This is a genomic window from Paraclostridium tenue (assembly GCF_039521565.1).
Taxonomy (GTDB): Bacteria; Bacillota; Clostridia; order Peptostreptococcales; family Peptostreptococcaceae; genus Paraclostridium; species Paraclostridium tenue.
Map to the genome: position 1 here is coordinate 129,621 of NZ_BAAACP010000003.1, position 24,308 is coordinate 153,928.

Genomic DNA, 24,308 nt, shown 5'->3' on the forward strand with positions numbered 1-24,308 from the left:
AGATTGAATTAATATCAATATTATATAGAAGAATTCAAGGAGGATATTAAAATGGGAAAAATAATAGGAATTGACTTAGGAACAACAAACTCTTGTGTTGCGGTTTTAGAAGGTGGAGAACCTCAAATAATACCAAACTCAGAAGGAATGAGAACTACTCCGTCAGTAGTTGCATTTACTAAAGATGGTGAAAGAATAGTAGGAGAGCCTGCAAAAAGACAAGCAGTTACTAATGCTGATAGAACAATAATATCAATAAAAACTCACATGGGAACTGATTACAAAGTTAATATAGATGGAAAAGATTATAGTCCACAAGAAATATCAGCTATAACATTACAAAAATTAAAAGCTGATGCTGAAAGCTACTTAGGGCAACCTGTAACTGAAGCTGTTATAACAGTTCCAGCATACTTTACAGATGCACAAAGACAAGCAACTAAAGATGCAGGTAGAATAGCAGGACTTGATGTTAAGAGAATAATAAACGAGCCAACTGCTGCTGCACTTGCTTACGGTATGGATAAATTAGATCAAGAAAAGAAAATATTAGTATTTGACTTAGGTGGAGGTACATTTGACGTATCTGTTCTAGAAATCGGAGATGGAACATTCGAAGTTTTAGCTACTGCTGGTAACAACAGATTAGGTGGAGATGACTTTGACCAAGTTATAATAGATTATTTAGCTGAAGAATTCAAAAAAGCTGAAGGTGTAGATTTAAGAAATGACAAAATGGCTCTTCAAAGATTAAAAGAAGCTGCTGAGAAAGCTAAAAAAGAGTTATCTTCAACAATGAGTACTAACATAAACTTACCATTTATAACTGCTACTGCTGAAGGACCAAAACACCTTAACATAGATTTATCAAGAGCTAAATTTGATGAATTAACTGCTCACTTAGTAGAAAAAACTATGGAACCAACAAGAAGAGCATTACAAGATGCTGGACTTTCAACTTCTGATATAGATGATGTATTATTAGTTGGTGGTTCTACAAGAATACCAGCTGTTCAAGAAGCTGTTAAGAAATTCATAGGAAAAGAACCTCACAAAGGTATAAACCCAGATGAATGTGTTGCTGCAGGTGCTGCTATACAAGGTGGGGTTTTAGCTGGAGATGTTAAAGACTTATTACTTCTTGATGTTACTCCATTATCATTAGGTATCGAAACTATGGGTAATGTAATGACTAAGATAATAGAAAGAAATACTACTATACCAACTAAGAAATCACAAGTATTCTCAACTGCTGCAGATAACCAAACTGCTGTTGATATACATGTACTTCAAGGTGAAAGAAGTATGTCTTATGATAACACTACTTTAGGTAGATTCCAATTAACTGATATACCACCAGCTCCAAGAGGAATACCTCAAATAGAAGTTACTTTTGATATAGATGCTAACGGTATAGTTCACGTCACTGCTAAAGATTTAGGAACTGGAAAAGAACAAAAAGTTACTATAACTTCAGGAACTAACTTAAGTGAAGAAGAAATACAACAAAAAGTTAAAGAAGCTGAAATGAATGCTGAAGCTGACAAACAAAAGAAAGAAAAAATAGAAGCTGTAAACCAAACTGAAGCTACTATATATCAAATGGAAAAAACTTTAAATGAAGCTGGAGATAAAGTAGATGCTGCTGCTAAATCTGAAGTTGAAGCTGAAATAGCTAAATTAAAAGAATTAAAAGCTAAAGAAGATGTTACAGCTGAAGAATTAAATAAAGCTTTAGAAGAATTAAACAACAAATTCCACAAAATAGCTGAGCAAATGTATCAACAAGCTCAACAAGAGCAAGCTCAAGGTGGAGCTCAAGAAGAAACTAAACAAGATGACAATGTAGTAGATGCTGATTTTAGAGAAGTAGATGATCAAAAATAGTATTTAAAAAACAGAGTTACTTGTATATAATAAATATATAAAATTAATAATAGCTTGTAGACGTCTACAAGCTATTATTCTGTAATTAAAGGTGGTGGCAAGAGTGGCTAAAAGAGACTATTATGAGGTGCTAGGCGTTGATAAAGGCGCTGATGCACAAGCGTTAAAAAAAGCATACAGAAAACTTGCGATGAAGTATCATCCAGATAGAAATCCGGATGATAAAGAAGCAGAAGCAAAGTTTAAAGAAATAAATGAAGCATACGAAGTATTATCAGATGAAACAAAGAGAGCTAACTATGACCAATTTGGACACGAAGGTGTAAACGGCGGATTTGGTGGCCAAGGAGGATTTGGAGGCTTCGGCGGAGGAGCTGGAGGATTCGAAGATATATTTGGTGATATATTCGGTGATATGTTTGGTGGAGGCTTCGGCGGAGGAAGACCTAGAAGAAAAGGTCCTGAGCGTGGAGCTGATATAAAACAATCTGTTACTATAACATTTGAAGAAGCTGCATTTGGAGTTAAGAAATCTGTAAAAATAAACAGAACAGAAGAATGTAGTGAATGTCACGGAAGTGGATCTAAAAATGGAGCTGGCAAAAAAACTTGTCCTACATGTAATGGTACTGGAGAAGTTAGAACTGCTCAAAGAACTCCATTTGGTAATATAATGAGTACAAGAACATGTTCTACATGTAACGGAGAAGGAGAAATTTTAGAATCTCCATGTCCTAAGTGTTCAGGTTCTGGTAAAGTTAGAAAAACTAAAACTATAGAAGTAGATATACCAGCAGGTATAGATGATGGACAAATAATAAAATTAAGTGGTCAAGGTGACTTAGGTTCTAAAGGTGGACCAAGAGGAGATTTATACATTGTAGTTAATGTAAAATCACATCAATTATTCACTAGAGATGGATACGATGTTTACTTTGAATTACCTATAACATTTGTTCAAGCTGCACTTGGAGATGAAATAGAAGTACCTACATTAGATGGTAAGGTAATGTATACTGTACCAGCAGGAACTCAAACAGGAACTGTATTTAGATTAAGAGAAAAAGGTATACCAAAAATGAGAGGAAACTCTAGAGGAGATCAATATGTTAAAGTAGTAGTTGAAGTTCCTAAGAAATTAAATGAAAAGCAAAAAGATATATTAAAACAATTTGCTGAGTCTTGTGGTGATGAAGTTCACGAAAAAAAGAAAACTTTTGGGCAAAAAATAGAAGATTTCTTTAAAGGAAAATAAATAGATTAAAACTCCTAGATTATCTAGGAGTTTTTATTTTTATCTAAAAATCGTAGTTATATACTAATTTTTAATCTATAAGAAAAACTAAATGATAAAATTTTAACAAAATAAATTTTAAGAAAATTGTAATTAAATAGAAAATATAGAAAAAAACTATAATAATATGCTTAAATATTACAAAAAACTATACTTAATAAAATTTATTGACGACAATAAAAAATTTAAATACAATGTATTTCGTGGCCACAAGAAAATTAAAACATCTAGGAAAGGGTTTTAGGAATGAGGGAATTTTTAAAAACGTATAAGTCTTCATTTGTTTTACTAGGATGTACCATATTGGGTGCTATAATTGGACTAGTATTAGGACCAAGGGCAACAGTTCTTAAACCATTTGGAGATTTATTCATTAATTTGATTATGATGATCGTAGTACCACTTGTATTCTTTAGCGTTGCATCTGGGGTTGCAAACGTAAAGAGTATGAATAGATTTGGTAAGATCATGAAGAATGTAATAATAGTATTTACATTAACTACGCTAGTTATGGCTATAGTAGGAATTGTAGGATCTATAATCTTTGATCCAGCAAAAGGAATTGATATAAGTTCAGTAAAGGAAATGATGGTAGCACCAGATCAGGAGAAGCTAGCATCAAAAGGAAGTTTGTTAAATCAGGTTGTAAATTCAATTACAGTTTCTGATTTTAGTGAATTATTCTCAAGTAGCAATTTACTTCAACTTGTAATATTTGCAGTATTAGTAGGGACTTCAGTTTCGGTTTTAGGGGAAAAAGCAGATAGTATAAGAAAAATACTAAATGAAGGAACTAATGTAGTTTTAAATATAGTTAATATAATAATGAAACTAGGACCTATAGGATTAGGATGTTATACGGCATCTATTATAGGTGAGCTAGGACAAGAAATAATTACAGGATATATAAGAGTATTTATTACTTATTCTGTGATAGCGGTATTATACTTTGTTATATGCTATACATTATATGCATATTTATCAGGGGGTAAAAAAGGAGTTAAGAGTTTTTATAAAAATTCAATAAGTCCAATAGCAACGGCACTTGCAACATCTTCAAGTTCTGCTTGTATACCATCTAACTTAGAAGCAAGTAAAAAAATAGGGGTTCCAGATGATATAGCTGAAACAGTTATACCTCTTGGGATTAATATACATAAAGATGGATCTGTATTAGCAGTTATAGTTAAGGTTGCATTCTTAACTGGAATAATGGGTGGAAATATGGGTAATCCAGAAACACTATTAAGTTTATTAGTTACAGTTCTTGTTGTTGGAGTATTTATGGCTCCAGTAGCAGGCGGCTGACTTATAGGTGAGATGCTCGTGGTAAGCATTTTCGGATTCCCTGTTGAAGCGATACCTTTATTAACAGTAATAACTACAATAACTGATATACCAAATACAGTACTTAATACTACAGGAAATACAGTAAGTTCTATGTTAGTAGCAAGATTAGTAGAAGGTAAGAATTGGTTAAAAGATGAAATTCAAAGTTTAAAAAAGGTTGGATAACAGGAAAAAAGGTAGTAATCTTAGGTTAAGGTTACTACCTTTTTGTTTTATTAAGAACAACTTTAATATCTTAGACATAATATATACTACTATAAAAACATTATAAGGTGGGAAGTCTTATGAGTAATTTAAACTTTGTTATAGATGATAGACATATTACTAATGAAGAAGAATTACATAAGTTTATTTTAGAAAAGATAGATTTATGTAGCGAAGAATTTACAGAAGATGAAGATTTAAGAGGTAAGAAATATAAAAATAAAAAACATCAACAACCATGTAAACCACCAGGACCTAAACATGTTCATTTAAAATTTATGTTTCCATATAAAATAGATGTAGCTTGTGGATGTAAGCAAATTATACTTGGAGTTTTGATAGATGGTAATGGAAAACCTATCAAAAACCCTATTGTTGAATTTGAATTATCGGATTATAGATTAGGAAATATTGGATTTAGCCCAGCTATTAGTTTTGGGGATGGATGTTTTTGTACCACTTTTGTAGGAGAAAGACCTGGATGCGGATTTATAAAGATGTGTTGTGTAGGTACAGATTTAGATAAAGTTATGCATGTAGAAGTTAGAGATAATCATTATTATTAAAAAGTGCTGACCAAAGTTAGCACTTATTTTTATTTAAAAAGATACCTATGTTATAATATAAAATAGATTTAAAAAATAACATATTATAAAAAATGAATAGAGTATTATAATAGGTAGAGGTGAACACATGAGACAGTATAAAAATTTAATATTCGATTTAGATGATACTTTACTAGACTTTCAAGATAATGAAAGAAATTCTTTAGAATTTATTTTTAAAAAATATAATATTCCATTTGATGAAAAATCAATTAATCAATATAAAGCTATTAATAGGAAATTTTGGAGTCAAATAGAACAAGGTTGTATAAAAAAGGAAGAAGCTTTAACTAAAAGATTTGAAGAATTTTTTGCATTGTATGGATATAATATTGAAGGTGAAATAATAGAAAATGAATATCAAAATTGTTTAACTAAAGGTCATAAAACAATTCCAAAAGCTATGGAAACTTTAATAGAGCTAAGAAATAGAGGGTATAAAATATTTGCAGGAACTAATGGAATAGGACAAACACAAAAACAAAGACTTAAAGATTCAAAATTAATGAATTTATTTGATGACGTATTTATTTCTGAAGAAATTGGAGTTGAAAAGCCTAATTCAAAGTTCTTTGAGATAATTTTTAATAAGTATGATTTTATGAAAAAGGATGAAACATTGATGATAGGTGATAGTTTAGCATCTGATATTAAGGGTGCTAATAATTTTGGAATTGATTGTGTATGGTTTAATATTTCAAATAAAGAGTGTGGGGATATAAAAGCAACTTATGAAATACATGATTTATCTGAATTATTATCAATGTTAAATAAAGAAGCTAATGCAGCTGTTTAATATATATAGGGAAAATTAAAGAAAGTAGTAAAAGGAGCATAAGCTCCTTTTTTATTTAATAAATAATAATAAATTGTATTACTGTCTTAAAATAGTATAATATGTATAAGTACAAAATAATTTTAAAATATAGATAATGTGGGAGGGATTGTATGATAATAGGAATTCTTGGACCACTAGACTCAGCTGTAAGAATAGAAAAATATTTAAAAGAAATAGATAGTAGTTTAGAAACGAGATTATATACAAAAGAGAAGATAATAGAATCCGTAGATTTAATAGAAAAGTGTGAGTATGAGTGTGATGGAATTATATTAACAGGATGTGGAGTTTATGAAGAAATAATAAAAAATCATGAAATAAAAAAACCTCATTCATTTGTTCAAAGAAGTGATACAAGTATTCTTAAGGCATTTTGGGATATACATAATTTAAATATGGAAATAGATAAATTCAGTATAGATGTAGTTGAAGATGAAATGGTAGAAAATATAATAGATGAATTTGAGATAAAGAATACTGAAATGTTTTGTTTGCCATTTTCAACAAATATAAATGAAGATAGTTATTTAGATTGGCATATTAATTTATATAAAAGTGGCAAAATCAATATAATGATTACAGGATTTATGAATATATATAATCAAATTAAAGAAAAAGATTATCCTATTATATTGCTTAGACCAACAAGGTCATTAGTTAAAGCATCATATGATGAAGTGATGAGCAAATATGCTATTAGTAAAGCTGAATCTTCTCAAATAGCAGTAGAAATATTTAACTTTGGGAATTATAGTAATAATATAGAAAATTATTATTCAAATATGATAAAGAAAACAGATATAGATAAATATATAATTTCTTATGTTAGAAGTATAAATGGAGCAGTATTTCCATTTGGGCGTAATGAGTATATTATATTTAGTAATAAAGGATCTGTAAATAAAAATAGTAACTACGAGAAATTATTAAAATTGCAAAAGGAAATTAAAGCATTAGGATTTGATTTAAATATAGGAATTGGATTTGGAGCTACTGCTTTTAAAGCAGAAATAAATGCAACAAAAGCATTAGAAAGAGGAATAGATTCAAAAGAATCTTACATATACTCAATTGATGAAGATGAAAATCTTACAGGACCATTAGGAATGGATAATGAAATTAGTTATTGTATTATACCTAATGATAAAAGTATTTTAGAAATATCAAAGAAAACAGGTTTAAGTTGTGAAACTATTTCTAAAATTATTGGTATAAGTGAAGTTAGGAGAAGTAAAATTTACGACTCAAAAGAATTAGCAGGATACTTAGATATAAGTGATAGAAGTGCAAGAAGAATTTTACAAAAAATAACTTCAGCACAATTAGGAAAGGTTCATGCTAAAGAAAGTAGTAAAGGTGCAGGTCGTCCTAAAAATTTAATAGAAATATTGTTTTAGATAGAAGTGCCTAAAAGTAAACTTTAGGCATTTTTTTATTCTTCTAATTTAAATATTAAAAATATATAGGAAAAAGTTTTTTTATTTGTATTGACAATATTCTACAAATATTATATTATCCAATTAAGGACATATTACGGACTTGTCAAAAATAAAAAATTGATAAGAAAACGTTTTGAAACAGAGGAGGAATTATGATGGATAATTTAAGAAGTGTATTTGAAGCAGATTATTTAAAAATGGCAAATCATCCTTTTATGTGGATAGCTGCAGGGTTAGCTGTAATGGTTGTTGTGATTCAATCTATAGTATTTTTTAGAAAATCAGTAGTAGCTGCAAAAGAAATGGGAATAAAAGATACTCAAGTTAAAGCAGCTATAAAAAGTAGTGCAATATCATCAATAGGACCATCAATAGTTATATTAGTTGGTATGATATCTTTATTAGTTTCAATGGGTGGACCTATGTCTTGGATGAGACTTTCATTTATAGGTTCGGTTAACTATGAACTTATGGCAGCAGGATTTGGAGCAGAAGCTATGGGTGCAAAACTTGGAGCTGGAATGGATCCAATGGTATTTGCTTGTGCTATATGGGTAATGGTTTTAGGTTCTTTAGGTTGGTTAATATTCACTTTATTATTCACTGATAAAATGGACAAAGTTAATCACTTATTATCAAGTGGTAATGAAAAATTAGTTCCAATAATATCAGCTTGTGCAATGCTTGGAGCATTTGCTTACTTAGCATCAGGAAACTTCATAACAGGAGAAGGTTCAGTAACTTTCACATCACCAGCAGCAGTTGCTACAATAATTGGTTGTGTTGTTATGATGGGGTTATCTAAGATTGCAAAAGATAAAAACATACAATGGATAAAAGAGTGGGCTTTATCAATATCAATGTTTTCTGGAATGATAATAGGAACAGTATTAATAAACGTAATATAAGGAGGACAAATATATGAGCAATAACAATTATTATTCAAAAAAATACATACCAAGTATAACTAAATGGGGTAAAGGTACTTTATTATTAGGAATTATATTATGTTTTGCACCAGTATTAGTTGTGTCAGGAATATTTGGATATATGCCTCCAATAGCAGCTATAATAGCTGGGACAATATCACAAATAAGTGTTAGTGGAGCTTTTTATGTGGTTGAGCCTATAGCATACTTCCCGATACTTGGAATACCAGGTACATATATGACATTTATATCAGGAAATACTTCAAACATGAGAGTTCCATGTGCAATGGTAGCTCAAGAAGCAGCAGATGTTGAACCAGGAACGGAAAAAGGTTCAGTAATATCTACAATAGGTATAGCGGTTTCTATAATAGTAAATATAGTTATATTATCAATTGGGGTTGTATTTGGACAAGCAATATTATCAGTATTACCTCCACAAGTAACAGCAGCATTTGATTTAATATTACCAGCATTATTCGGAGCAGTGTTTGGACAGTTTGCTATAATGAAGCCTAAGTTTGCAGCAGTTGCAGCATTAATAGCAGTACCTATGAACTTCTTATTAAAAAATGGAGCATTTGATTTTATGCCAGGAAGTGGAAGTCCATCATACTTAGTTATATTAACAGCAGTATTTGGAACTATATTAATCGGTAAGAAAATAAATGAAAAAGAAGAAATTAAAGAAAGCCAAAAGGCAGCATAGTTAAGCAAGGGGTGCCTGAGGCATCCCTCTTATTATAGGGTAGGAAAATTAAAAATATAAGGGGAGATTATTATGTTATCTAGAGAAAGATTAGTAAACAATTTTATAGATATGGTAAAGGTAGATAGTCCTTCTAACCAAGAAGTAGAAATGGCTAAATGGTTGGTAAATTACTTAACTGAAAGAGGTATAGAGGTTAAGATGGATGATGCCGGAGATAAATTTGGAGGTAATTCAGGAAATGTTATAGCTTATATAAAAGGACAAGATAGTGAAAATCCAATATGTTTTGCAGCACATATGGATCAAGTAGCACCATGCCTTGGAGTAAAGCCAGTTATTAGGGGGAATATAATAGAAACGGATAAAACAACAACACTAGGAGCAGATGACAAAGCAGGAATAGCTGCTATATTAGAAGCATTAGAATGTATAATGGAAGATAAAATACCTCATAGAGATATATACTTATTATTTACTGTATGTGAAGAAGCAGGAATGTTAGGAGCTAAAAACTTTAATCCTGAAAATCTTCCTTGTAAAGATGTAGTAATTTTAGATGCAGGTGGAGATACTGGAGTAATAGCTTATAAAGCACCAGCACAAGAAAATATAAAAGTAACTTTTTATGGTAAAAAAGCACATGCTGGTATAGAGCCAGAAAAAGGGATAAATGCAATAGTAGCAGCTTCTAATGCAATAAGTAATATGCACATAGGAAGAATAGATGAAATGACTACTTCTAATATAGGAAGAATAGAAGGTGGAGGAGCTACTAATATAGTAACGGATAAAGTTAGTTTCACTGCTGAAATAAGAAGTCATATAGCAAAAAGATTAGAAGAAGAAATAAATCATATGAAAAATTGTTGCGAAGAAGTAGCAAAAAATATGAATACAACTTGTGATTTTGAGCATACAAATGCATATCCAAGTTTTGAATTAAGTTTAGAAAGTAACGTATTTAAATTAGTTGAAGAAGCCACTAAAAAAGTTGGGATAGAGCCAAAGCCTATGGTAATAGGTGGAGGAAGTGATGCTAATATAATGGCTAACTTAGGATACCAAAGTGCGATAATAAGCTTAGGAATGTATGATGTGCATACAGTAAATGAGTATGTAAATATAGATGAATTATATGATGCGACTAAAATAGTTTATAACATAATGGCTTTATAAAGTAAGGTGGATAAAATGGATATAAAAGAACTTAAAAGATTGGTTTTGGAAGAAATAGATAAAAATAAAGATAAAATAATTGAGGCTGGAAAAAGTATATACGAAACTCCAGAACTTGGTTACAAGGAAGTAAAATCTACTAAAACTGCTTCAGACTTTTTAAAAAGTTTAGGTGTTGATGTAGTTGAAAATATAGCAGTTACAGGATGTATGACATCTTTAAACAAGGATAAAGATGGGCCCAAAATAGCGGTAATGGGAGAGTTAGACTCAGTAGTTTGTCCAGATCATAAAGATGCAAATGAAATAGGAAATATTCATTGTTGCGGACATAATATACAAGTAGCTGGTATGCTAGGATGTGCGCTAGGAATTATAAATTCAGGAGTACTAAAGCATTTAGATGGTAAGATAGATTTTATGGCAGTTCCATCTGAAGAATGTATAGACTTAGAGTTTAGAAAAAGCTTACAAGATAAAAATGAGATAAAGTATGTTGGTGGTAAACAAGAATTATTATACAGAGGAACATTAGATGATGTGGATATGGCAATGATGTTTCATGCATTAAACTTTGAAGAAAATAAAAACTGTGTAATAAAATCTTATACTAATGGATTTATAAGTAAGCATGCAACTTTCATAGGAAGAGCATCCCATGCAGGTATAGCACCTCATGAAGGTATAAATGCTTTAAATATGGCAAGTTTAGCTACTAACAATATAAATGCTCAAAGAGAAACTTTTAAAGATGAAGATAGAGTTAGAGTAAGTACAGTAATAAATCATGGTGGAGATATAGTTAATGTTGTTCCATCAAAGGTTACAATAGAAGCTATGGTAAGAGCGGCAAATGTAGAATCTATGATGGATGCAAATGAAAAGGTAAATAGGTCACTTAATGCAGCAGCAATGGCTTTAGGTGGAGAAGTTATAATAGAAGATACTATTGGATATCTTCCACTAGATTCTGATAATAGTATGGACTTGGTATTTAAGAAAAACTACATGGAATTAGTTGGTGAAAGTGATGAATCTATAATAGATGTTATAAAGTCATCTGGGTCAACTGATTTTGGAGATATATCTCAAATAATACCATGCATTCATCCTTGGATAGGAGGGGTAAGTGGAAGCCTACATACTAAGGATTATTATATAAGTGATGAAGAATTAGCTTATATAATACCTGCAAAAGCTATGGCTATGACTTTAATAGATTTATTAGTAGATGATGCTAAAATCGCAAAAGATATTATAAAAAACTTTAAGCCTAAATTTACTAAAGAAAGCTACTTAGATTTTATGAATAAAAATACAAATACATATAAATACGATTATAAAAATTAATAAAAAGCAGTTTGGGAAAATTCCTAAACTGCTTTTTTATTTTAATTTATTTAATTATTTATTCACTAATTAATAATTAAATGCATAGTATACGTTAAAATGTTTTTTAGGAGGGAATATGATAAACGATCAAAGATATGTGATTTTATCACTTGAATTACATTTATTTTTTTCAAGAATAATGAAAGAACACTCTATATTTTTAGAAGCTGGATTTACATCTAAAGATTCAAAACTTGCTAGTGAAGCTGATCATTATAAAAGAGAATTTGAAAAATTACTATCATATGCAGTAAGTGCTAGTAATGGAGTAATTAGATCAGATATTTTAGAATCAGGTGAAATTATTACTAATTATACATTAGGCACAGAACAAAAAACACAAAACTTAACAGGAATAGAAATAAATCAAAATATAACTACACTACAATCGAGATTACGCAGTGGAAAAAATCCAAGAGTTAATTCTGAATTAGTAAAATATGTAGATCAACTTAACTATAATGCAAAAAAACTTCTTAATGGACTTATTAATTTTAAACAAAGAGTATTAGATGGTGTATTATCTTGCAATTTATTTACAGTTAACTATCCATCACTTATTGAACATATACTTCGTGAAGCAAAATTGTATCTTTCACTAGTAGAGGATCTTGAAAATAGAGATGATATTGAGTCTAAAGATATTAGAGAAACAGAGTTATTCTGGGATCAAATTATGATGGAACATTCCTTATTTATAAGGGGATTACTTGATCCTTATGAAGAGAAATTAATTGAAACTGCAGATGAATTTGCAGATGATTTTGAAGATTTAATAGAAGAGGCAAAAACTATGACAGATGCGACAATAAATAGTATTACAGATGAAACTTTAAATAAAACTATTCAATTTAAAAATTTTAAAGAAGCAGGGGTAGATGGAATTGCAAGATGCAAAATAAAATCTATAATAATTCCTCTTCTTGCAGATCATGTATTAAGAGAAGCAAATTATTATATTAGACTTTTAGAAAATTATAAAGAAATGTAAATTTAGTTAAGATATTTTTAATTTTTAAGTGAAAAATAGAAAATAAAAAACTTATATCTAAAATTAAGTAAAATAGCCACTTTTAAAGTTTAAAAAGTGGCTATTTTGTATTTGAAGAAAAGTATATTTAAAATTAAACTAATAATAGATAAAAGAAGATATGTATAATTTACAGATTTAAAAAATTTTTATTAAATATATTTAGAAAAAACAATTTAATTCACATAGTTAATTATAGAAAGTATTTTTATTAAATTTTAGATAATACTAAATCTTTTTCTTTATAAAAACTACATCTATTAGCTAAACACTCTTTATTTAAATTGTTAAACTCGCATTTTAAATTTTTCATTTTTTCCAATTCAACATCTAAATATTCTTTAGTAAAATCAATGGCAGTTTCTAAAGCTGTAAAACAATCTCTTTTACAACATCGTGGACCACCATATACACTTATATTTTTTAAGGCTTTTGAGGTCATTAGATTACAAAGTCCCCATTCTTTTTTACTCATAGGACTTGCTTCTTGAATTAAGCTAGTATATATACCACAGCCTACACCAGCTCCACATGCCCCATAAAATCCACAAAAACCACCTAAAACATTTTTAGCTCGTATTTGACTTTCATTTAATAGATTTTTAATGTGTGTTTTATTGTTTGTTTTATTCAAAAATGCAGTAATCAATACAGCTGGAACTAAGTAATGATGTTCTGGTCCATGCATTTTTATAGATGGATGCTTCATTAAATCTAGTGTCATTTCTAATGGATTTATACTATCACTATTTAAGCAATAATTAGTTATTACAGAGTAGGCATCACTACTATGACAAGAATCACACACATAATGACCATTTTTACATACCATTGCTGACTCGTAAGTTTCTTTGCAAAAATAACAACGTCTTTTTTTACTTTCACTTTCATAAAGTACTTCTTCACCACAAATTAAACAATTAAATTTATTCATTTTTAAATTCACCCCTGAATATATAAATTAAATCTATTTGCTCCCGTATACAATTATACATGTATATATTTTTTTATAATATACAATTTAACAATAACACAAAAAAGTAAAAAATTTAAATTATAGAATTTATGTATAATAAAAAATATCTACCCATTAAAATTAGGAGACATTTTTAGATAGATATTTGTTAATATGCATGATGTTAATGTTTTTGCTAAATTTATAAGTATACAATCTTTCTATAATTTATCGATATAAGTATAGGAAATATTAGTTTTCTAATACTAAAGGAGTTTATAAAATATAAATTTGATTACAGATTTGATACAAATTATAAAAAATCTTGAAATAAGTTTAGAAAAAATATAATATAGCAACAAGGGATGGTGATAAGTATGGAAACACTAACACTAAGTCAAGCTATAATAAAAGTAGCAGAATTAGAAAAATATATAGAGCAAAACTTAATCAAATATCAGATGTTCAAAATACAACTGTTTCATACATATTAGAATCAGATGATCAAAAATATCAATGTAATGATGAATTTGACTTTGAAAAAGAATTTAAAGAAACTTTAAAAATTGGAAATACAATAGAAGCTTTAAGAACTGAAATAGCTAAATTAAATAATATTACTAGAATAGATATAGAAAAGGAAGATTTAACTATACAAGGTGGTTTAAATAGACTTAAAAAATTAAGAGAACAAGTAGATACAATTGATATGATTATTGAACAATCTAAATCATCTAAGCAAAGAAGAGTTGATGCGGCTGCAACTTCAGTATATTATAAAGTGATTGAACCAAACTTTGATAAAAAGGATATGAAGTTGCTTTTAGAAAGTATAAATAATGAAATATTAGCTTTAGAATTATCAATAAACAAAGTTAATAATGAGACAGTTATTACTTTAGCTTAAATGCTAGTAATATATATTCATAATTGAAATTTAGTTTGATTGATTAAAATTAAAGAATTTTAAAATTAAAATACAAATTACAAATCACAACTTATAATTAAATTAAGGTTATATACCTAAAATTACAATTTAAATTTACTAATTACAAATTAAGCGAATATGTATATAAATGTATATCTGAAATTTCAATTATGTAAAAAGAGATTATTTTAAATAGTCTCTTTTTTATATTTTATATTTTTAGTTTTTGTAACTGACATTTAAATCACATACATTTGAAAAGTAAGGTATTAAGTTTAAAATTAATGTTAAAAATGTTGTATAATATATCAGATATATATGATTAAATTGGGTATAAGATATATATTGAGAAAAGTAAGAAAGAAGGTGTACTTATGAGCCATGAGATACAGGCGCAAAGACCGTATAGACATTTTAAAGGAAATTTATATTATGTACATAGTATAGTGAAACATTCAGAAACTGGAGAGGAGTTGGTTTCTTATCAGATGTTGTATCCTCCTTATGATATGTATGTTAGACCACTTTCTATGTTTAAAGAAAAGGTTGAAGAAGGCAGAGAAGATAATATAACAAATCAAGTTTATAGATTTGAATTATATACAGGAAAATAAAGAAGAGGTGAATGATAATGGCAGGTATAAAATTTGATATAGAAGAGAATTTTGGAATTATTTCAAAGTCAAGCAATGGATGGAGTAAGGAGTTAAATTTAGTTAGTTGGAATGATAGACCAGCAAAATTTGATATAAGAGATTGGGATGAAGATCATCAAAAGATGGGTAAGGGAATTACTTTAAGTATTGATGAGGTAAGAGAGCTTAAAAAGATTTTAAATGATATAGATTTATAAAAGGGAGTACCATTTTAGTACTCTCTTTTTTAGAGTGTAAAAAGAAAACTAGAATTAAATCTGGATATAAGAAAAATTAAAAAGTTTTAAGATAAACATTTTTTATAGTAGTTAAATTTTATATATAGATTAATTATAAACTATTATTTATTGTATTAAAAAAATTATACAATAAAAATTTAAAATTTAAGTTGTGCTAATATTATAGGGAATATTATTTAACAGAGTGGTCAAAATATAACTATAAAATAAAAATAATAAATATACATTTATTATGAAAGTCCAATTATATAATTACTACTTGAGGATTTATTTAAAGAGATTTACTAATTAAAAAGTAATTATAAAATTATATTAAAGGAGTGTCTTCTATGGGATATGATAATAATAACAAAGGAAATAATGGTAGTTTATTAAAATGGATAGGAAGATTTATATTAGTTGCAATTATTCTTATGGTAACATCATTTGTAACTCCAGGATTTTCAATCGATGGAATGTGGTCATTTTTAATAGCTGCTGTTGTAATATCTGTGTTAGATTATTTAGCAGAATTACTTATGGGAGTTGATGCATCTCCTTTTGGAAAAGGAATAAAAGGTTTTGTAATTGCAGCTATAATACTATATTTAGCACAATTCTTAGTTCCTAATATGGGTGTAACTATTATGGGAGCAATATTAGCAGCTATAGTTATTGGAATTTTAGATGCAATATTCCCTGTTAGAGCTATGTAATGTTAAATATATTAACATAACAATTTATAAAAGATTTTAATTTAAAGAAATAAAAAAACCGTATCATAAGAATATGATACGGTTTTTTATTGGCAAGTTTTAAAAAATATATTATTAGCTAATGTGATTAATTTATATTACAACAATTAAAAGATACATATAATAAAGCTAAATAAAGTAATAAATCCTTTATTTAGATTATTTTGCGTAGTAAAATATACTAGTCATAATATTTTTAAAATTATAATAAAAGTAGATTAATTATTAATAGTTTTGGGTATTAAAATAACTCTAAAATAATAGAAAGGATTGTAGCATGAAAAAAATATTTAAATTATTGAGTTTATCAATTATTGTTGTAATAATTGGTGCATTTTTTGTAGGATGTAGCAAAAAATCTTCAGAACAAATAAGTTTTCTTAATTATGGAGAAAATATAGATAAAGAAACTGTAAAAGAATTTGAGAAGAAATATGGTATAAAAGTTAACATTGAAACTTTTGATGATATGGAAACAATGTATCAAAAAATCAGCAAAGGCGCAGGTCAATATGATGTTATTTTAGTATCTGATGCTTTAATGCCAAGAATGATTAAAAACAATCTTGTTCAAAAACTAAATAAAGACAATATACCTAATATATCTCAAATGGATAAAGAATATTTAAATTTAAAAATAGATCCAGGTAATAAATATTCAGTTCCTTATATGTTTGGAACAGTAGGACTTATTTATAATAAAGATGTAGTAAAAGAAAAAGTAGATAGTTGGGATATACTATGGAATGAAAAATATAAAGATAAAATTTTTATGTTTGATACTTATAGAGATACAATGGGAGCAGCTTTAAAGAAACTTGGATACTCTTTAAATACAAAAAATCCAAAAGAAATTGAAGAAGCTAAAGATTTATTAATAAGTCAAAGAAAATTAGTAAATCCAATATATGGAGTTGATAATGGAACTACAATGATTCCAGCAGGTGAATCTGATATAAATATGATTTGGTCTGGAGAAGGATTAAATCTTCAAGATGAAAATCCTAACTTAGTTTATGTAGTGCCTAAGGAAGGTGCAAATTTCTGGATTGATAGCTTATGTATACCACATAATGCTAAAAATGTTGAAGGTGCTGAAAAGTTTATAAACTTTGTAAGTGATAAAGAAAGTGCTTTAAGAATAGCAAATGAAATAGGATATACAACTCCAAATAAAGAAGCTAGATTAGAACAACCAGAAAATGTTAGAAATAATCCTAATGCATATATGCCTAAAGAAATAATGGATAGATGTGAAATCTACACTGATTTTTCTAGTGATGTCAAAAGAATATATGACGATGCATGGACACAAATAAAATCAGATAATTAAAGAAAATAAGGAAAGGTCAATAAAATGACTTTTCCTTATTTTTATATTACTTATTAAATTATATTTATTTAAAAATTTATATTAAACACCAAATCGAATAGATGTTAATATAACAACTATAGTAGTTACAAATATTGGAATAACAACAGAAGTTACAAACATATCCTTATAAGCTTCTTTATGGGTTAATCCACAAATAGCAAGCGTAGTAATTACTGCTCCATTATGAGGTAGAGTGTCTAATCCACCTGAAGAAAGTGAAGCAATTCTATGAAGAATTTCTGGTGGAATATTTAAAGTATGACTCATTTGCAAATAAGTTGGAGCTAAGGCATTAAGTGATATTTCAAGCCCGCCAGAAGCTGAAGCCGTAAGACCACAAATTAAATTTACTGACAAAGCTTCAGATATTATTGGATTTGATGAAATACCAAAAATAAATGATTGTATAAAACTAAATATTGCTAAAGACTTTATTACACTTCCATATCCAACTATAGCACTAGAATTTAATAATGGTTTAAAGGAATTAGTAACACCTGTGTCTAGTACTGATTTTATATTTTTTATTTTTTTAAAATTAGTTAATAAAATAAATATATCAGCTAAAACTATAGCTATTATTACACTCCAAGTACCTGAAACATTACTTAATGTAGTATTAAATTTACTTAAATAACTTCCATCTATATTTTCATAATAAACCTTTGAGAAGAATAAGTTAGTTATAAAAATTATTATTATAGGAAGTACTGCTTTAAAAATACTTGGTAGGTTTTCATAGTTTTCTTCACATATATTATCACTATGATTTCCATAACCTTCATTATTAGCTTTAGCAGATTTTACACGTTTTGTAAGCCAAATCATACCAAGTGATAACATCATAATACTTGCAAATATTCCTATAACTGGAGCTGCAAAAGTATCTGTTCCAAAGTATTTCATTGGTATAACATTTTGAATTTCTGGTGAACCAGGTAGTGCAGTCATAGTAAAGGTAAAAGCTCCAAGTGCAATAGTTCCAGGTATAAGTCTTTTTGGAATATCTGCTTCCTTAAATAACATAGATGCAATTGGATAAAGAATAAATGCAACTACAAATAAAGAAACTCCTCCATAAGTAAGAATTGCTCCAGATAATACTACTGCTAATACTGATTTATCTTTTCCTAGTTTTTTAGTTATAAAATGTGCTATTGACTTTGCATAACCAACTTCCTCCATTAATTTTGCAAAAATTGCCCCAGTCATAAAAAGGGGAAAATAGTTTTTTATAAAATTTGCAAATCCTGACATGTAAACTTCTGTGTAATTTGCCATTAAATGACCATCAAATCCAGTAGTAAGGATTATTGTTATCATTGCAATTATTGGCGCTGTTATTATTGTTGAGTATCCTTTGTAAGCAAGATACATTATAAGTATTAACGATAAAATTAATCCTAAGATGCTAAACATTATAATTTAATATCAAAATAATTTTGATAATCTCCTTTCTCTAGCTATTTTTATAGATTTTCTAAGTATTTTTTTATTTTACCCGTTAAATAGCTGTATAAACCAATTTAATAATAATTTGAAAATATTAAGAAAATTAAAATTAATTATATTGTGATTAAGTTCTTTTTTATTTTTATATTTAAGTATCTAGATAAAGTTTTATATAGGTACATATTTAAAACTATTTAAAAAAGTATTGGATAAAAAAGAATTAAAGTTTCTAAAAAAGCTTCTATATTTGATTTTAAAGAAATTGGCTTTTGTAAACTCACTGATGAAACTAGCATTAAGAGAAAGAAGTAATAAAAATTAATTAAATTAGTACAAAATACTACAAAATATGAACTTTTTTGATATTTATTCATATTATATAAAGAGGTTATTTATAAGAACTTTTTAATATATATAATGGAGAGATGTTAAAATGAGCTGTCAAGATTATAAATGCAAAAAAAATTGTAAACACTGTTGTTCAGATGATTATTGGGATTGCAATAAATGGGATAAATGGGATAACTGTTATGAAGATGAAATGAGACATGTTCATGAATATTCAGAAAGTGTAAAACTAGCAGAAGAAGGCGATGATAGACATAATCATCGTGCTGCAGGAGTTACAGGAGAAGCTATACCAATATATGGTGGAACTAACCATGTTCATAAGATAAAAAATGATAATACAGATTTCCTTGATCATTTTCATAAAATATGCACTACGACAGGACCAGCAATTAATATACCAGGTACTGATAAACATGTCCATTTAGTATCTGGAAATACTACTGTTAATGATGGTCACTGCCATGAATTCCTTTTTACTACTCAAATTGATGCACCTTTAGTATAGATTCAAGATATAAAGTTTATATGGGACTATGATTATAATTTTCATAGTCCTTTTTAAATATATTTTTTTATTTGATAAATACAGGAAAAGAGATTATACTAGCTGATACAGGAGTGCTTATAGTATTTTTTGATTTTGTAAAAAATTGTATATTTATTTGGATGGGTTAGTATGGAAATCAAAGAATAATGGATTGATTCGTAAAATTATAGGGTATCAAGAAGAAATTATATTGAAAAACAATATATATATTCTACCAATCTAGTGTTTGTGATATAAATAATTTATGAATAATTAAAATATATATTTACTTTAAAGTAAGACGTAAAATTTTATCATCAGTTTCATCTGGATTACCTCTACCATCTCTATTACTTGTTGCAATGTAAATTGATCCGTTTTTTTCTTGAATGACTTCACGCAAACGTCCATATTCATTTTTAAACAATGATTCTAAATTTTTTACTAATGTTTCATTTTCATTTAATGTTATAGTAAGTATTTGTTGCCCACGTAAGTTAGTAACTAATAATTTTCCTTTCCATGGACCTTGATTTACAAAAGCAATACCAGAAGGTGCCCATGTATTTTCACCACTGTGTATTAAAGGTTTTTGTGTAACTATTTCTGAAGATTGTTCATTTCCTTGAACTATATGCCACCCATAATTTCTACCTGGATATATAATATTTATTTCATCATGAGCAGATTGACCATGTTCAGATGAGTATAATACATTTTCTAAATTCCAAGCTAATCCTTGAGGATTTCTATGTCCTAAGCTATAAACAGGTGAATTAGTAAATGGATTATCACTAGGAATACTGCCATCTAATTCTATTCTAAGTATTTTTCCTGCTTTACTTTTAATATCTTGTGCTAATTCAGGATTACCTGCATCTCCTGTTGTTATATAAAGTTTTTTGTCTGGTCCTATTTTTATCCTTCCTCCATTATGAATTTGTCCACCAGGAATTTTATCTATAAGAACTTTATCAATATATGCACTATTATTTTCTTCAATTAATCTAACAACTTGATTATATATTTTATTATTTTCTGTATATGAATACATAACATATATATAGTTATTTTGTGAAAAATTTGGGTCTAGGACAATACCCATTAATCCACCTTCGCCTTGACTTATAAATGGAGAAGTAAACTTAATTAGCGGTTTGGGATTAAGGTTGTCACTTTTAATAACTTTAACTGAACCAGAGCGTTCTGTAAAATAGATATCTCCATCATTACTGATGTCCATAGCCCAAGGTACATATAAATTTGTGGCAATAATTTCAATTTCATAAGGAAATTGTCTTGATTTGATTGACTTTATTTTTAAATTAGAAAAATTATTATTAGGCATTAAATTAGATAAAATCTTTTTAACTATTTTTTTCATATTGTTATCCTCCAAATGTAAATGAATGTATCCTAATTAACATAGTATTCATTTATAGATTTGAAGGTGTCATTAAAAATTTTCATAAATATTTTCAATATAGAAATCTTATTAATTGAAATTATAGAAACTACATGGGTTATAGTTTTATAGTAGGGGTATATAATCTATTAAAAATTAAATTTATTATATAGATTGGAGTAGTTTCATGGATATAAAAGACATAATTATAAGAATCTTATTAGCCATATGTATAGGAGGAACTATAGGTTACAACAGAGAACGTGAAAATGTATCAGCAGGATTTAGAACTCATACACTAGTATGTTTGGGAGCTACTGTAGCAGCACTTATCCAGGTAGAATTGGCAGATTTTGCTTTAAATCAAATTACTAAAGCACAAGCACTTTCAGGAATAGTAAAATTAAATGATGGAAGATTTATAGGTCAAGTAGTGTCAGGTATAGGATTTTTAGGAGCTGGAACCATAATAAAGACAAAAGGAGCTATAAAAGGATTAACAACAGCAGCATCTATATGGACTGTAGCTTGTGTTGGTATTGCAATAGGAATGGGATTTTATAAAATAAGTATATTAAGTGGAGTTAGTATAGTAATAGTTCTGGTTTTCTTAAAGAAATTTGAAGATAAGTTTATGAGCAAAGTTAATATTATAAAAATAAAAATAAAATGTAAATCTAGAGTAGAAGCTATAAAAGAAGTTAAGGAATCAATTGAAAATTGTGAAATAAAAATTGAAAGTATAGAAGTTATAGGAGATGATGAATGTTTATATACTTTAAGAAAGTCAAAATTGATTAGTATGAATGAAATTATAAGTATGTTAATTGAAAATAAGAGTATAGTTACAGTAACTAAATTATAGATTTAATTATATATATTAAAGGGGGTCTATTTTAGTACCCCCATATTATCAAAATTAAAAAATATTAAATGTTTTTTATGAAACTATATCAATATCATTTTCAACAAAATCCTCAGATAATGAATCTATATATTCTTTAAGTTTACCTTTGTATATCATTTCAAATATATAAAATCCTAAAGCTCCACCTAATGTATTTAATATCAAATCATTTACATCTACAATTCTATAATCAGATATATTTAAAATATTAGTTATTAATTGCGTCAACTCTATAGAAAGTGATATTAAAAAAGAAATTATTGTACAAGATTTTAAATTTCTTATAAAAGCTTCTGTGGCGCATAAATATAGTATGAGAGGAATTAGTAATAAAAAATTACCTAATAAAATTTTAATAGAAGATATTTCATAAATATTATATTTAAAAAAGTCTACAAAAGGTAAAAGATTTAAATTGCATTGTTCAGCAAAACTTAATTGTTCTATCCAAGGTAAACAAGAACCTATATGTATAGGGAGAATACGTATTCCTAAAAGGATGAATAAATACAATACAAACAGATTGACTAAAATTTCACTAAATAAGTTGATTTTAATTTTGTCTTTTTTTCTCTTAAACAATACTAAAAATCTATAAGCTAACCAGAATGGGAAACAAATGTTTAAAAGAAAGCTAATATCAAAAGTCATTTAAATAAATCCTCCGGTATAATTATTACATATATTTCCATTTTAGCTTGTTTTCTATTTATTTACGATTAAAAAAAAGTAACAGTTATTTAAAAATTCAGGCTTTTTATAATTAATAAAACTTTTGAGTATACTTAATGTAAAAAAATTAAATAATATAAAAAACTTAATAAAATAAACTTAAAGTATAAAAGGAGGTTGTCAAAATTATTTTATTATAAATTCATGGCTAAATATTTTGACAAAAAATTATGTTCAGAAGAAGTATTATAACAGTTTTTATTTTATTTTTTATATCAAGTACTATAGTATGTAACTGTGAAGAAAATCAGTTAATACTTGGAGGTCAATATAAAAAATTATCAAATTTAAAAGAAGATAAAAAAAGAAATGATATTGAACAATACAATAATCAAGAGCGATTTTTTAGACCATCTAAATCTACTATATTAAATAATAAAATAGATGAAAGTTTTTATAATGTGTATGGGGCAGATACATCTAAAATTAAAATACCTAATAAGTTTTTAAAAAATCCTGAAGATACTATAATAAATTACTTTAGTATTTTAAGAGAAGCAGCTAATCCTATTGAAGGTTCTAAAACTGGATGTGGAAGCTTAGGTGATACAAGAGCTCCTTATCCAATTGCATATAAGTTTTTATCAGATTCTTATAAAAATAAGGTATCTTATGAAAATTATTTAAAGTCTTTTGAGAATACACTCCACATTAATTTAATCAAATTAAATAAAGTAGGTTCAGATAAGGGAAATCCAGATATTATAAAATATTTTGCTGAAATTGAAACAATAGAAGGAACAAATGAGTCAAAAGGAGTTTTTGCTTATTATTTTGGATATATTTATCTACAAAAGCAAGGCGAAGTTTATAAAATTGTAAATATGAATTTCACTCCAGAAAATTACTTATGTGCTCCTTATCATGGATGGTCATATGATGCTAAATCATTTGTTGAAATTGAATATGGAAATTGGTGTTCTTTAATAGATAATAAAGTTTGTGTAAAAGAAAATGGATATGAAAAGAAAGTTTATTTTAAAGATAAAAATATGAACGAGTACTATGTACTTTTTTATCAATTAACTAATGGTGTTGATATTAAAATTGCAGATTATAAAAAGAATAAAGATGGAAAATGGGAACAAGTATATATTGACCCAATAAAGTGTTTAGAAAATAATAAATAATGAAATTTTTACATTTTACAAAAAGGTAATAGCTTATAAAGCTATTACCTTTGATGATTAAA

Annotated in this window: 22 protein-coding genes and 1 pseudogene; 19 read left to right on the plus strand and 4 right to left on the minus strand. The window is 27.5% G+C overall.

Annotation, left to right across the window (positions count from 1 at the left end):
• Window positions 1–51: 51 nt before the first annotated feature.
• From dnaK to ABFX13_RS04020, 11 genes and pseudogenes are all read left to right on the plus strand, one after another.
• Window positions 52–1,887 carry a molecular chaperone DnaK gene (gene dnaK / locus ABFX13_RS03970; RefSeq protein ID WP_147546312.1) on the plus strand — a complete coding sequence of 612 codons (1,836 nt, stop codon included), beginning with the start codon at window positions 52–54 and terminating at the stop codon, window positions 1,885–1,887.
• A gap of 103 nt (window positions 1,888–1,990) precedes the next feature.
• On the plus strand, window positions 1,991–3,142 hold the full coding sequence (dnaJ, locus tag ABFX13_RS03975; protein WP_346042772.1) for a molecular chaperone DnaJ: 1,152 nt from the start codon (window positions 1,991–1,993) through the stop codon (window positions 3,140–3,142).
• Between the two features lie 285 nt (window positions 3,143–3,427).
• Window positions 3,428–4,696, plus strand: a pseudogene (locus ABFX13_RS03980) (dicarboxylate/amino acid:cation symporter).
• Window positions 4,697–4,815: 119 nt separating this feature from the next.
• Window positions 4,816–5,301 carry a hypothetical protein gene (locus ABFX13_RS03985; RefSeq protein WP_346042774.1) on the plus strand — a complete coding sequence of 162 codons (486 nt, stop codon included), beginning with the start codon at window positions 4,816–4,818 and terminating at the stop codon, window positions 5,299–5,301.
• A 127-nt stretch (window positions 5,302–5,428) separates the two neighbouring features.
• On the plus strand, window positions 5,429–6,136 hold the full coding sequence (locus ABFX13_RS03990; protein WP_346042776.1) for a YjjG family noncanonical pyrimidine nucleotidase: 708 nt from the start codon (window positions 5,429–5,431) through the stop codon (window positions 6,134–6,136).
• A 152-nt stretch (window positions 6,137–6,288) separates the two neighbouring features.
• Window positions 6,289–7,575 carry a transcriptional regulator gene (locus ABFX13_RS03995; protein ID WP_346042778.1) on the plus strand — a complete coding sequence of 429 codons (1,287 nt, stop codon included), beginning with the start codon at window positions 6,289–6,291 and terminating at the stop codon, window positions 7,573–7,575.
• Window positions 7,576–7,772: 197 nt separating this feature from the next.
• Window positions 7,773–8,525, plus strand: a complete 753-nt coding sequence (locus ABFX13_RS04000) for a DUF5058 family protein (protein WP_243196515.1) — start codon at window positions 7,773–7,775, stop codon at window positions 8,523–8,525.
• 13 nt (window positions 8,526–8,538) lie between these two features.
• Complete coding sequence (locus ABFX13_RS04005; RefSeq protein ID WP_346042781.1) at window positions 8,539–9,255, plus strand: hypothetical protein; 717 nt, start codon at window positions 8,539–8,541, stop codon at window positions 9,253–9,255.
• 72 nt (window positions 9,256–9,327) lie between these two features.
• A complete protein-coding gene (locus ABFX13_RS04010) occupies window positions 9,328–10,434 on the plus strand; it encodes a M20/M25/M40 family metallo-hydrolase (RefSeq protein WP_346042784.1) in 1,107 nt (368 codons plus the stop codon).
• A 15-nt stretch (window positions 10,435–10,449) separates the two neighbouring features.
• Complete coding sequence (locus ABFX13_RS04015) at window positions 10,450–11,784, plus strand: amidohydrolase (protein WP_346042786.1); 1,335 nt, start codon at window positions 10,450–10,452, stop codon at window positions 11,782–11,784.
• A gap of 118 nt (window positions 11,785–11,902) precedes the next feature.
• Window positions 11,903–12,817 (plus strand): DUF2935 domain-containing protein, encoded by a 915-nt coding sequence (locus ABFX13_RS04020; protein WP_346042788.1) that lies wholly within the window; start codon window positions 11,903–11,905, stop codon window positions 12,815–12,817.
• 250 nt (window positions 12,818–13,067) lie between these two features.
• On the opposite strand, the gene ABFX13_RS04025 is transcribed toward ABFX13_RS04020, so the two are convergent.
• Window positions 13,068–13,790 carry a DUF5714 domain-containing protein gene (locus ABFX13_RS04025; protein WP_346042790.1) on the minus strand — a complete coding sequence of 241 codons (723 nt, stop codon included), beginning with the start codon at window positions 13,788–13,790 and terminating at the stop codon, window positions 13,068–13,070.
• Window positions 13,791–14,520: 730 nt separating this feature from the next.
• Between ABFX13_RS04025 and ABFX13_RS04030 the strand changes: the two genes are divergently transcribed.
• The 5 genes from ABFX13_RS04030 (at window position 14,521) to ABFX13_RS04050 (ending at window position 17,701) form a co-directional block, all read left to right on the plus strand.
• Window positions 14,521–14,718 carry a hypothetical protein gene (locus ABFX13_RS04030; protein WP_346042792.1) on the plus strand — a complete coding sequence of 66 codons (198 nt, stop codon included), beginning with the start codon at window positions 14,521–14,523 and terminating at the stop codon, window positions 14,716–14,718.
• A 395-nt stretch (window positions 14,719–15,113) separates the two neighbouring features.
• Complete coding sequence (locus ABFX13_RS04035) at window positions 15,114–15,353, plus strand: DUF1653 domain-containing protein (RefSeq protein ID WP_346042794.1); 240 nt, start codon at window positions 15,114–15,116, stop codon at window positions 15,351–15,353.
• Between the two features lie 17 nt (window positions 15,354–15,370).
• Window positions 15,371–15,592 (plus strand): YdbC family protein, encoded by a 222-nt coding sequence (locus ABFX13_RS04040; RefSeq protein ID WP_346042799.1) that lies wholly within the window; start codon window positions 15,371–15,373, stop codon window positions 15,590–15,592.
• 371 nt (window positions 15,593–15,963) lie between these two features.
• On the plus strand, window positions 15,964–16,329 hold the full coding sequence (locus ABFX13_RS04045) for a phage holin family protein (protein WP_346042801.1): 366 nt from the start codon (window positions 15,964–15,966) through the stop codon (window positions 16,327–16,329).
• Between the two features lie 316 nt (window positions 16,330–16,645).
• Window positions 16,646–17,701, plus strand: a complete 1,056-nt coding sequence (locus ABFX13_RS04050) for an ABC transporter substrate-binding protein (protein ID WP_346042804.1) — start codon at window positions 16,646–16,648, stop codon at window positions 17,699–17,701.
• 81 nt (window positions 17,702–17,782) lie between these two features.
• Here the strand turns inward: ABFX13_RS04050 and ABFX13_RS04055 are convergent, their stop codons facing one another.
• Window positions 17,783–19,162 (minus strand): GntP family permease, encoded by a 1,380-nt coding sequence (locus ABFX13_RS04055; RefSeq protein WP_346042807.1) that lies wholly within the window; start codon window positions 19,160–19,162, stop codon window positions 17,783–17,785.
• 466 nt (window positions 19,163–19,628) lie between these two features.
• Between ABFX13_RS04055 and ABFX13_RS04060 the strand changes: the two genes are divergently transcribed.
• Window positions 19,629–20,051: a YmaF family protein gene (locus ABFX13_RS04060; RefSeq protein ID WP_346042809.1), complete on the plus strand. Its 423-nt coding sequence runs from the start codon at window positions 19,629–19,631 to the stop codon at window positions 20,049–20,051.
• Window positions 20,052–20,358: 307 nt separating this feature from the next.
• Here ABFX13_RS04060 and ABFX13_RS04065 read toward each other — a convergent pair whose 3' ends face one another.
• Complete coding sequence (locus tag ABFX13_RS04065; protein ID WP_346042812.1) at window positions 20,359–21,456, minus strand: PQQ-dependent sugar dehydrogenase; 1,098 nt, start codon at window positions 21,454–21,456, stop codon at window positions 20,359–20,361.
• A 208-nt stretch (window positions 21,457–21,664) separates the two neighbouring features.
• On the opposite strand from ABFX13_RS04065, the gene ABFX13_RS04070 reads away from it, so the two are divergent.
• Window positions 21,665–22,342 carry an MgtC/SapB family protein gene (locus ABFX13_RS04070; protein ID WP_346042815.1) on the plus strand — a complete coding sequence of 226 codons (678 nt, stop codon included), beginning with the start codon at window positions 21,665–21,667 and terminating at the stop codon, window positions 22,340–22,342.
• Between the two features lie 75 nt (window positions 22,343–22,417).
• Here ABFX13_RS04070 and ABFX13_RS04075 read toward each other — a convergent pair whose 3' ends face one another.
• Window positions 22,418–23,035: a VanZ family protein gene (locus tag ABFX13_RS04075; RefSeq protein WP_346042817.1), complete on the minus strand. Its 618-nt coding sequence runs from the start codon at window positions 23,033–23,035 to the stop codon at window positions 22,418–22,420.
• Between the two features lie 251 nt (window positions 23,036–23,286).
• Here ABFX13_RS04075 and ABFX13_RS04080 point away from each other — a divergent pair, with 251 nt between their 5' ends.
• Window positions 23,287–24,246, plus strand: a complete 960-nt coding sequence (locus ABFX13_RS04080; RefSeq protein ID WP_346042819.1) for a hypothetical protein — start codon at window positions 23,287–23,289, stop codon at window positions 24,244–24,246.
• Window positions 24,247–24,308 lie beyond the last annotated feature (62 nt).